We start from the raw sequence: 11,661 nt of genomic DNA, 5'->3' as shown, positions 1-11,661 counted from the left end.
TCTATCACCCCCCCCAATTACCCCAAATGTGTAACCCCTAACTATGCGGAGTGTAACCCCTAACTGTAACCCCTCTCGTAACCCCTAATCAAAAAAACGGCCATTTTAACACAGAAAAGGGGGAGCCGTGAGGCTCCCCCGAAAGGCTTTGATTCAGACGGCTCTCTGAGGCCGTTCTAACGTTGTTATTATTCCATTTGATCATCTGTGCCGCCATTGGCTCCACGCGGGGCTGTAAGCAGCGTAGTTTGCTGTATTATCGCACATTTAGTGACTATTGTTCCGCCACCACTCAACCCTGCTCGGCGCAGATAATCATACCCACAACCCACCTGTTCCGGGGTCAAATGATGGAAAATGGCGGCAATCGAGCCGAAAGCGAGGGTTTTACGCTTGCCTGTTAGATGAACGATGATACATTTGGTCTGTCTCATAATCTCGTAATTTTCCGCAAATATACACAAATAAACGCTATTTGCAACCTTTTGAATATTACAAAATCAAAAACCGGCTCAAAATAATCGGCGCAGAGCCAACCTCTAACCACCGCTCGACCGCCGGAACCGGTGATGTAAACCGCCACACGCTGATGATGCGCACCATGTAAGCCTCGTGTAAACTTGCGGAGCCGAAAATTAAACCGAAATTAAAGCAATGTAAACGCTTCGTTTTTTTTGCCGCTCACACCCTCAACACCGTAACTCTCGTAATCTCAAAGCATTCCGCCCAAAACCGCCGACCTCTCCATCAAACGCTTCGTTTTGTGCCCCATATATTTTAAAAGCATTGAATTTGTATTGTCATGAAGCAAGCGACGCGCCCTTCCCCGCGTCGGCAAACGTCAGCCCGTAAGGGTAACGGTGGTTGTGTCTGGAAGAGAGGAGAGGCGTTTTCATGATGTGACAAGTTGGTTTTTCGCAAATATATTGTTTTGGATGTGAATTTGCAAGTTTTTACGCTGAAAAGCTACGTAGAGTGAAAACCGTGGTGGTTGTCCGGTGGTTTAGGGTGTATTGGGTTGCCGGTGTGTGAGTTCCGGAAGTTGTCGGGCAGTAGAGCCTTTTTTAGGGGGTATAAAAAAAGAACGGGGGTGCAGCTGTTGTGCATCTCCGTTTTGTAGTCTTAATTGATAGCAAGTTCAATCAGTTGTTGTTCGCTCGGGTTTTTAGCTACGATTCGCCCGTTGGGGTCAATTAGAAATGAGCTTAATCCCGATTCGAGATGATAATCGTCGATGAATTTCTCTGCATTACTTCTCTCGATAAAAAATTGTGATTCCGCACTAAGACCATCTCTGCGCACTATCTCACGAAAGAGGCGTTCACTACGATCAAGATTGATCGCCAAGAGATGGAATCGTTCTCCGGAATTGCTTGACTCCTGGTTTTGTTCAAGCATTGTGTACTGCTTGCAGGCTATGCGCGAGTCTGCATCACTTGATGCCCAGAATTGGAGCAGTACCCATTTCCCTTTCATGTCATCGAGAGCTACCGTAGAGTCGGAGCGTTCGATTTTGAACATCGGAGCCTTGGATCCCACTTTGCCATCTGCGGCACTTCCTGATGCGGCTGAACCAAGTCCGAGGAGAACGGCGAAGATCACAATGATTGCCATTGTTTTCTTCATTCCATAAGTTTAAAATTACTAAATACAAAAAGTAAGAGTGGTGATGAATTGTCCATTGCTCTTTCCTTTTTGTTGCCGATTTTCGGCGAAAGTCAAACTCTTTTGACCTTAGAAATAACAATTTCAACACTGCAAAGTTAAGCAACTTTTCCGAAATATTGAAATTCAATCGCTCATATTCACCGCTTTAGCCTGTAGTAAAGGCGCGGAAACCGTTTGGTGGAGCGGATTTCGGGCGATTGTTAAATTGCTTTAAAACGATGTTTTGCAACATGTATTTGCTCCGTTTTTTCTCAAAAACCGGGCTTGAACTAACAATGTGAAGCCTGTCGCGGGAGAGGGTGAAAACGGGGTTGCAGCGACTCTTTTGGAGCAAACAAAAAGGGAATCAGTATTGTTAAAGAAGTGTTACCAACTGTTAGATTTATGAAAAAGTCAATCACGTTATTGTTAGTGCTGTTATGTCTTATCCCTGTCAAGGCTGCAACCCCCGCCGAGGTTCATGCCGCGAAGGTCAAAAAGAGTCATCATGTGATAAATATAAGCCCTGATGAACCTATAGACTCGGCGTCGGAGCAGGAGATTATCAACTTGTTTTATTACGACCAGTTCCGCCAGTTTCAGGACCCGCTCGCTCCATATTTTATGATGATGAGCAAGACCGATCAATATGCCATGGGCATAGGTGGCGTTGTAAGAATGAGAGGGTGGTATGACTGGCACGGAGCCATGAACTACAGTGCTTTTATCCCCTATGAGATAAAGATACCTGCCGACCCTACCCGTAAACACTGGGTGGGCAGCACCCCCGTAGGGACGGCGCTGTTTATGTCGGTATTTGGGCGACATTCAAAGTTTGGCAACTATCAGCTGTATATAGAGGCTAATTTCAATGGTTATCAGAGCCGCGATTTCAGGCTGAAGAAAGCCTATGCCACAGTGGGCGATCTCACGATCGGTTATACTAACTCGACATTTTCCGACCCTGCCGCTCAGCCTCCTACGGTCGACGGACAAGGCCCCAACTCGAAAACGAGTGACACGAATGTGCTTGTAAGGTGGATGCACACTTTCCGGAAAAACTATGTCGTGGCTGCCTCGGTGGAGACCCCCGACGGCTCTATCCCGACACTTGCCGACACATATACGGGTTGCAGCAACTATATACCGAATTTTGCGGCATTCATGCAGTATCAGTGGGGCAACGGGCAGCATGTAAGGCTGTCGGGCGTTGTGCGCGGGCTTGAGTATCGCGACCTCGTTGAGGGAAGAAACTATAAAAAGACCGGCTGGGGAGTACATGTAAGCACTGTTTTCAACCCTGTAGCCCCGCTGACAGTCTATGGTGCGGTGATAACCGGCAAGGGGATAGGGAGCCTTGTCAACGACCTGCAAAGCTCGCCGATGGATCTTGTCGGCGACACAGGGCAGCGCGGCAGGATGTTTGCCCCGCTTAGCCTGGGATGGTATGCTGCTTTGCAATATCATTTCAGTCCCGAGATATTCTCTACGATAGTATTTAGCGAGGAGCGGTTTTTGCCCAAGCAACAGCCTGTCTATGAGAATATCACTTATAAATACGGACTTTACGGCGCGGCAAATGTCTTTTGGAATATGACCTCACGCTGCCAGATGGCTGTCGAGTATAATTTCGGCAAGCGGCAAAACATAGACCACTCCCACGGCTGGGTCAACAGGGTCAGCCTCATGGCGCAGTTCAGTTTTTAATCGGTCAAATAGTATAGTGACTCTGGTTGAAAATATCGAAAAATAGCGTAACTTTGCGGCGGTATTGAGCAAGACGGTCGGTCGCTTGCCGACTTCGAGAGCGGCAAGAGGAAAGTCCGGGCAATACAGGGCGCCATGGTTGTTAACGGCAACCTGTCAGTGATGGCAGAGTAGCGTGACAGAAAATAACCGCCGTCATTCGTGGCGGTAAGGGTGAAAAGGCGGGGTAAGAGCCCACCGGGTCCCACAGCGATATGGGATGCCGCACGCCTCATGGATTGCAAGGTCAAGTATACCGGCATTTAAGGGTTGCCCGCCCATTGCCGGGGGGTAGACTGCTCAAGCCCGGTGGCGACATCGGGATTAGATAAATGACCGACCGCGGCGGCAATTGCTGCCGTCGCGACATAACCCGGCTTACAGTCATGCTCGACCCCGCCCCGCGCCTGAAAGGGTGGCGGGGCGGTCTTTTTTCAACTATAATGCCGACGCAATTGTTATTATCTACGAAATGGAGACAGCACTTACAACCGATGCGATATTGATGGCGTTGCTGCTTACGCTGATAGCCGGGTTATCTACCGGCATAGGCAGTCTTATGGCTTTTTTTACAAAGGTCACCAACACCCGTTTCCTTTCTTGTGCGCTCGGGCTCTCGGCGGGCGTGATGGTCTATATATCGTTCATGGAGCTGCTTCCGGAGGCTATGGAGTCGATGGAGGCATATGCGTCAGGGAAGACCGCCATGCTTTATGTGTTGCTGGCTTTCTTCGGCGGGATGGGGGCGATTGCCCTTATCGACTTTATAGTCCCAGAAGATGAGAATCCCCATGAACTGCACAATATAAAAACGGCAGGAAACGGAAAACTCAAGCGCACTGGCTTCATGCTTGCCGTAACGATAGGCATCCATAACTTCCCGGAAGGTATAGCCACATTTGTCTCCGGACTTGAATCTCTTGACATCGCGCTCCCTATCGTGGTCGCAGTCGCCATTCATAATATACCAGAGGGCATCGCTGTATCGGTGCCGGTATACCATGCTACAGGCAGCCGCAAGAAGGCATTGTGGTTTTCAATTGCCTCAGGGCTTGCCGAGCCTCTCGGCGCACTTTTCGCTCTTGCGTTTCTGATGCCTATATGGACCCCGGCGGTCAATGCCGTGTGTCTTGCCGCTGTCGCGGGCATCATGGTCTTTATATCATTTGATGAGCTTCTGCCGAGTTCCGAGGAGTACGGTCATCACCATTATGCCATAGGCGGGGTGATACTCGGCATGGCTGTCATGGGCTTCGGGCTGCTTCTTTTCTGACTTTTCCGGTCGACAATTCACTACAAGTAGTGATTGCACCATTGCAATCCAAGAGGTAATTTTGCACCGTAGAAAATATGTCACTCCTGAATGAAGTTTGTTAAACCATTGTCAAGTGTGCCGGCTATTATAATAATGTGTAGCCAGGCTGTAATGGCTGATGAGAAAGCCGACACGACGCTCACCCTCGGTGAGGTGTCGGTGACTGCCATCAAGCAGTCGCTTGACATAGGCTCTTTGCCGGTCTCGTCAACTGTAGTCGGTGAAAAGGAACTTCAGAAGCTTAACGTAGTCACGATGAAAGGGATAAGCGAGGTGGCTCCAAACTTCTATATCCCTGACTACGGCTCTCGCATGACTTCTTCAATATATGTGCGTGGTATCGGCGCGCGTATCGACCAGCCTGTAATAGGGCTGAATGTCGACAATGTGCCTTATCTGAACAAGGACAACTATGATTTTGACCTTGTGGACATCGAGCGCATAGAGATGCTTCGCGGTCCGCAAAGCACGCTTTTTGGCAGAAACACGATGGGCGGACTGGTGAATATATACACATTGTCGCCTATGAAATTCCAAGGTGTACGCGCTACCGCCGCCTACGGTACGGGCAACACTCTGCGGGCGTCATTGTCTTATTACCACAAGCTGTCGCAGCGACTCGGCATGTCATACACGTTATATTATACCCATACCGACGGCTACTTTACCAACCGGTACAACGGCGAGAAGTGTGACAAGGAAAATCAGGGAAGTTTCAGATGGAAGACAGTCTGGCGCGGCTCCGACCGGTTTACAATGGAAAATATCGCGTCAGTCCAGATTTCACGGCAGGGAGGTTATCCCTACGAGTCGCTTGAGACAGGGCAGATAGCCTACAATGACACGTGCTTTTACCGACGCACCGGGGTGACCGACGGGTTGACACTGCGCTATCGCCTTGACAATATGACGCTTTCAAGCATAACAAGCTTTCAGTATATCGACGACAACATGACCCTTGACCAGGACTTCCTTCCCGAGTCTTACTTCACATTGACGCAGGCGCGCAAGGAGTGGGCGTTCACCCAGGACTTTGTAGGGAAAGGAAACGTCGGTGATTATAGCTGGCTTGGCGGTGTGTTCGGCTTTTTCAAACACACTGACATGAACGCTCCTGTCACATTCAAGCCCACCGGTATCGAAAAACTGATACTTGAACATGTAAATGCCCACAGTTCCCATCTTACGGTATGGGACGAAGACAGTTTTGTGCTCGGCAGTAATTTTATCAATCCGGTGTGGGGAGTGGCGCTTTATCATCAGAGCGGCTACCGCCTCGGGGCATGGAACTTCGCGCTTGGAGTGCGTCTGGACGTAGAGCATACGTCATTGAGATATAACAGCCGGTGCAATACATCATTTACGATTACCGGCATTGACGACGGTCAGATTCCGGTTGACATCAATGACGGAGGCAAGCTTAAAAAGACATTTGTAGAGTTTCTCCCCAAGTTGACCGCTACATATGATATTATGTCGCTTCCCGCCTCCAATGTCTATCTTTCCGTAGCGCGGGGTTACAAGGCCGGCGGCTTCAACACGCAGATGTTCAGCGATGTCCTGCAACAGCGGCTGATGGGGATAATGGGCATAGCGCAGAGCTATGACATCGACCGCATAATATCGTATAAACCCGAGACGAGCTGGAATTATGAACTTGGCGCCCACATAAGCGACCGTAGCGGCAGGCTGTCGGTCCAGGCTGCGTTGTTTTACATCCATTGCCGTGACCAGCAGCTTACGATGTTTCCTGACGGAAACACCACGGGGCGCATAATGACCAATGCCGGCAAGACCCGCAGCTATGGTGCGGAGATTACGGTAAAGTATAATCCCTCAGCCCGAATGTGTGTTACCGCGTCCTATGGCTATACCGATGCCCGCTTTACCGAGTTTCATAATGGCATAAATGACTATTCCGGCAAGTTTATACCTTATGCGCCTCACAATACGATGTTTGCCGGAGTCAGTTACATCTTGCCGGTCAACACGTCATGGCTTAAATCGTTGACACTTGACGTGAATTGCCGTGGAGTGGGGGAGATTATGTGGGATGAGGCAAATCTTGTAAAGCAGCCGTTTTACATGTTGCCGGGTGCTTCTGTGATGATGGATTTTAATAAATGTTCACTTACTTTATGGGGCGAAAACCTGTCGGATACAAAATATAATACGTTTTACTTCGTTAGTATAGGGAACGCATTTTTACAGAGGGGAAAACCGTTGAGGATAGGCATGACGTTCAGAGTACAAATATAAATTTACTATTATAAATAATAAGATTAGATGATGATTAACAAGACAATTCTCGCCGCTGCACTCGTTGCGGTAGCACTCACTTCTTGTGAGACTAAAGAAAATTCCCATCGTGAGACTCAGCCGTTTGAGATGTTGAATTATGTGACCAATGGTACGGATGAGACTTATTCAATTGGTAAATCAGCGATAACCATAGAGTATATAGGCACATCGGCGTCGGGTCTCAGCATAAGAGATGTGGTGATGAACGGTGGTGAGAAAAAGAATTTTGACGTGACAGGGCTTACCAACAAGAATGTGACTAACGGCATTGGATTCACCGAGTCGGCGTCGTCAGCCGCTCCCGGCATGACTGACTTGTCAATAAATCTTCTTGGCGGAACAAGTTTTATAAGCACATGGAACCTGTTTTATAACTTCACTGCCGGGACTGAGAAGGTCTGCGGAATGCCTAAGGTTTCGTTTTATTTCAGCAAGACAAACGTGACTGACCCCGCGGGTGCTCCTGTCATGACTACTGAAGACGGGTCAAAGAACCGCTATCAGATTACTGTCAACGACAAGGATATAAACACAGCGTCACGCACTCTTAATATTTATGTGAGAGGTGCTTCTTTCATGCAGGGTATGCCCGCGATGAACATGGTGTTCAAGGATGTGCCGTTTGAGATTGAAGACGGTGTGCTTAAATTTGCGATAGATCGTCTTGTGCCAAGTGTGCTTGCCGGAGAAAACGGCACCACTGAAGTGCCCAATGACAAATTCCCGATTACCGACCTTGAGGGCGTGGGCCGAATCGGTGATGAAGTGACCTTGAAATATTCATGCACTCCTACACTGAATGAGGGTAATTCGACTACCTATAATGTAGAGTCTACTCTCAAGTTCCGTCTGCAGAAGCAGAGCGGCAGCACTCAGCAGTAAAAACACTTTACACAGACCGTACACGATGCGGGAGAGCGGCGTTTCAGCAGCTCTTCCGCTCTTTTTTTGTGTATTGACTGAAATATGTTTCTGATTGAAATTTCGACATTTACGGTTTTATTGCTATATTTGCGCAAATCAACTAACTATCAACCGAAATTTACCAATGAAACACGTTTCTTTTGCATTCTTTTTAGGTGTGGCTATCGCGTCGCAGCCGATTGACAGTTCAGGACAAGTTGTAATCAATGAAATCATGCAGTCAAATTTTGATGCACTTTTTGCCGACAATGAATTTCCCGACTCATGGGTTGAGGTGTATAATATGGGGGATGTGGCTGTCGACCTGAAAGGCTATAAAATAGGTGCATCGGAAAATGTGTCCAAGTCTTATGAAATCAATACCTCGGTCGTAGTCCCGGCAAAAGGTCACGGGCTGATATTCTGCGATAAGGCGGCGGAGGGTGTGCATGCTGATTTCCGTCTTGAGTCGACAAAGAAAGGCTCGGTGTTTATATTCAGTCCGGCGGGCGATATTGTAGACAGGCTTGACTATGGCAAGATGCCTGCGCCCAATGTCGGTTATGGCAGGGAGTCGGACGGAGGAGATACATGGGGCTACATGATAACCCCGACACCGGGACAGCGTAATAGCGGCGGCGTGTCGGAGACACTGCTCGGTAAACCTGAATTCAGTGTCGGCGGCGGTGTTTACGACTCGCCTGTCGAGGTGACCGTGAGGAAGCCTGACGGAGTGTCGGGCGACTGTCGGTTATGTATCACTGTCGACGGTCGTGAACCGGTGGCTGATGATGCCGTAACAGGCGACAGTAAGACGTTTCTTATAAGCAAGTCGACCTCGTTGAGAGCTAAACTCATCTCCCCATCGGCACTTTCACCTGTGTCGGTGACACATTCCTATATATTTCATCCAAGGGCGACCGACCTGCCTGTGGTGTCGGTGACGCTTAATCCTGAATATCTTTATGACGATAAAATCGGGATATTGATGGGCGAGCTTGACAAGGATCCAAACTGGGGGCATGACTGGCGGCGTCCTATGAATGTGGAGTATTTTGACGGCGGTAATCATGACCGGCTGATTAACCAGATAGGCGAGACAAGGGTCAAAGGCGGATGGTCGAGGCGGTATTCGCAGAAGTCGCTTGTGTTTTATGCCAACAAGAGGTTTGGAGAAAAACGTTATAACACAGCCGGGGTGTGGCGCGATAAACCGGAAGTCACAAGTGTTAAGTCTTTTGAACTGCGTAACAGCGGCACCGACTTTGAAGGCGCCCACGTGCGCGATGCGTTTGCCCAGCGTCTTGCCGGATTAAATTCTCCCCATGTCGACTGGCAGGGTTACCGCCTGGTGATATGCTATGTCAATGGCGAGTACCGAGGTGTATATGATTTGCGCGAACGCACTAATGAAGATTACATCGAGTCAAACTATGACGGGCTTGAGGATATAGACATGGTTGAAAACTGGTGGGAGGTAAAGAACGGCACTGCCAATTCGCTGTGGGAATTTATAGACCTGTACAATAGAAAGGATGTGACTTTCGACAGACTGAAGGAGGTGATGGATGTCGACAATTTCCTTGATATGTTTACGATTGAGACCTTTGCCGGGAATACGGATTACCCAAACAACAATATTGTGTGCTGGAAACCGTGGACCGACGGTGCTAAATGGCGTTGGGTGCTCAAGGACATAGACCGTTTTGCCATCACATGGGAACAGGGACAGCATGAACATGACTACTTCCGGTTTATAGCCGACATGGCATCGTCAAAAGATTATGACGAGTGGACCCGACGCAATGTAAGACTGTTCGCGCTGTTTATGGAGCTGCCTGAGGCGCGGTCGCTGTTCATTGACCGTCTTGCCATAGCGATGGGCGATTATCTCCAACCCGATTATGTCGACGCGATGCTCGATGAAATGGTTGATGAACTCAGACCTGAATATTCCGACCACTGTAAATTGTATTTTTCCGATAACCCCTGGAAATTCAGCAACTGGGAGTGGGAAGTAAGCTTCATCCATGATTGGTGTAAGAAACGCCGTATATTTCTATATGACAGGATGCGCACTTATTTCGGGCTCTCATCGGCTTACACGCTTAAAATCAGCGGTGGGGGAGAACCGGTCACGTTCAACGGGGTGGCGCTTAACCGGCAGGTGTTTGACGGTCAGTATTATAACGGCAAGGAGATGACTCTTTCTACCGCAGAGGGGCGCAATTGGAAGGTCACGGTTACCGACAAGGCAGGAAGGCGTTTTACAGAGTATACGCCTGCAGCGGTTCATACATTTAATTTCAGCGATGCAAAAAGCGTGGAGATTGAATCAGTGCCTTACAATCCTGCTTCGATCGATGAGGTGGAAATGTCGTCGGTAGACGTTGAGGTAGAAGTCGAAGGGCTTGAAATAAGTCTGCACGGACCTGAAGGGCTGGCTGCGGAAGTATATGGCATAGACGGAACTATGGCATGCCGGATTAGTGGCGGCTGCAGCGGCAAGGTTGCTGCAGCCGGAGTCTATGTGGTGAGATATGTTTCGGCCTCAGGACTTGTCGGTTCGGTAAAAGTAAGGTGCCGATAGCAGGCATAGTTAATTTTTACAAAAAAAAAGAATGGATTTTTTGTCACGGTCTCCGATGCTGTGTAGGAAAAAATTAGTATATTTGCACAAATTTATAAGGGATGCATTATATCCTGCCGAAAAACATTTCTCGGAAGAAGTATTAGTTATATTATATGGTATCATTAATTTTTGGTATTCAAAATTCAACCCTTGCCGTGGTTGCCGCGCTTACCGGTGTGGCTCTTGTGGCTCTTGCCTTGGTGATAGCAGGGCTTATCTCACCAAAATCGTACAATCCACAGAAGGGTGAGGCGTATGAGTGCGGTATTCCTACCCGTGGAGCGAGCATGGCTCAGTTCAAGGTAGGTTACTATTTGTATGCCATTTTATTTTTAATGTTTGATGTGGAGACCGTGTTCCTTTATCCGTGGGCGGTGAATGTTCGCTCGCTTGGAACTGACGGCTTGTTGTGCATCGCAGTATTTTTCGGAATTTTAGTGCTGGGCTTGGCATATGCCTGGCGGAAAGGAGCGCTTGAATGGAAGTAACAGCACAAGGGATGCCCTATTCCGAATGGAAGGACAACGAATATATCGAGCATCTCGTAAAAGAACTCAAGGATAACGGCACCAATGTGGTTGTCGGCACGCTTGATAACGTAATCAACTGGGGGCGCAGTAACTCTTTATGGCCGCTCACATTCGCAACCAGTTGCTGTGGTATAGAGTTTATCTCTCTTGGAGCGGCGCGCTATGACATGGCGCGCTTTGGCTGGGAAGTGGCGCGAGCCTCCCCACGTCAGGCTGACTTCATGATGGTTGCCGGCACGATAGTGCACAGGATGGCGCCTGTGGTAAGACGACTTTATGACCAGCTTGCCGAGCCGAAGTATGTCATAGCCTGTGGCGGATGTGCGATTTCCGGTGGTCCGTTTAAGAATTCCTATCATGTTGTGAAGGGTGTGGAAGAAATTATTCCGGTCGACGTATATGTGCCCGGCTGTCCTCCTCGTCCCGAGGCGATGATTTACGGCATCATGCAGCTGTCGCGTAAGGTAAAGGTGGAAAAATTCTTCGGCGGTGTCAATCGACAGGAGAAGCAGAAGGAATTTTTCGAGACTCATCCACTTGACGAGACGGAGAAATAATTATAACCAAGAATAAACAATACCCCAATC

At 48.7% G+C, this 11,661-nt stretch carries 9 protein-coding genes and 1 other RNA gene; 8 read left to right on the top strand and 2 right to left on the bottom strand.

All coding sequences use genetic code 11. From position 1 onward, the window contains the following. Positions 1 to 188: 188 nt before the first annotated feature. Entirely contained in the window at positions 189 to 434 is a 246-nt protein-coding gene (locus E4T81_RS03190; protein WP_135041310.1) for a hypothetical protein, read from the bottom strand. A gap of 688 nt (positions 435 to 1,122) precedes the next feature. Beyond that, a complete protein-coding gene (locus E4T81_RS03185; protein ID WP_167761614.1) occupies positions 1,123 to 1,614 on the bottom strand; it encodes a redoxin domain-containing protein in 492 nt (163 codons plus the stop codon). A 438-nt stretch (positions 1,615 to 2,052) separates the two neighbouring features. Here E4T81_RS03185 and E4T81_RS03180 point away from each other — a divergent pair, with 438 nt between their 5' ends. The 8 genes from E4T81_RS03180 to E4T81_RS03145 all read left to right on the top strand — a co-directional run bounded on the left by E4T81_RS03180 (position 2,053) and on the right by E4T81_RS03145 (position 11,631). Continuing rightward, complete coding sequence (locus tag E4T81_RS03180; RefSeq protein WP_135041306.1) at positions 2,053 to 3,354, top strand: hypothetical protein; 1,302 nt, start codon at positions 2,053 to 2,055, stop codon at positions 3,352 to 3,354. Positions 3,355 to 3,419: 65 nt separating this feature from the next. Continuing rightward, positions 3,420 to 3,790, top strand: an RNA gene (gene rnpB, locus E4T81_RS03175) — RNase P RNA component class A. A gap of 75 nt (positions 3,791 to 3,865) precedes the next feature. Further along, a complete protein-coding gene (zupT, locus tag E4T81_RS03170; protein ID WP_135041304.1) occupies positions 3,866 to 4,666 on the top strand; it encodes a zinc transporter ZupT in 801 nt (266 codons plus the stop codon). Between the two features lie 90 nt (positions 4,667 to 4,756). Continuing rightward, positions 4,757 to 6,967, top strand: a complete 2,211-nt coding sequence (locus tag E4T81_RS03165; RefSeq protein ID WP_135041302.1) for a TonB-dependent receptor — start codon at positions 4,757 to 4,759, stop codon at positions 6,965 to 6,967. Between the two features lie 27 nt (positions 6,968 to 6,994). Beyond that, positions 6,995 to 7,891: a hypothetical protein gene (locus E4T81_RS03160; protein ID WP_135041300.1), complete on the top strand. Its 897-nt coding sequence runs from the start codon at positions 6,995 to 6,997 to the stop codon at positions 7,889 to 7,891. A 166-nt stretch (positions 7,892 to 8,057) separates the two neighbouring features. Continuing rightward, positions 8,058 to 10,502, top strand: a complete 2,445-nt coding sequence (locus tag E4T81_RS03155; RefSeq protein ID WP_135041298.1) for a CotH kinase family protein — start codon at positions 8,058 to 8,060, stop codon at positions 10,500 to 10,502. A 155-nt stretch (positions 10,503 to 10,657) separates the two neighbouring features. After that, positions 10,658 to 11,032 (top strand): NADH-quinone oxidoreductase subunit A, encoded by a 375-nt coding sequence (locus E4T81_RS03150; RefSeq protein WP_135041296.1) that lies wholly within the window; start codon positions 10,658 to 10,660, stop codon positions 11,030 to 11,032. Then, positions 11,023 to 11,631: an NADH-quinone oxidoreductase subunit B gene (locus tag E4T81_RS03145; RefSeq protein ID WP_135041294.1), complete on the top strand. Its 609-nt coding sequence runs from the start codon at positions 11,023 to 11,025 to the stop codon at positions 11,629 to 11,631. The genes E4T81_RS03150 and E4T81_RS03145 overlap by 10 nt, the downstream gene beginning before the upstream one ends. Positions 11,632 to 11,661 lie beyond the last annotated feature (30 nt).

It is taken from the genome of Barnesiella sp. WM24 (assembly GCF_004570975.1).
In the GTDB taxonomy this organism is placed as follows: Bacteria; Bacteroidota; Bacteroidia; order Bacteroidales; family Muribaculaceae; genus Muribaculum.
This window is presented reverse-complemented; position numbering and strand designations above follow the sequence as displayed.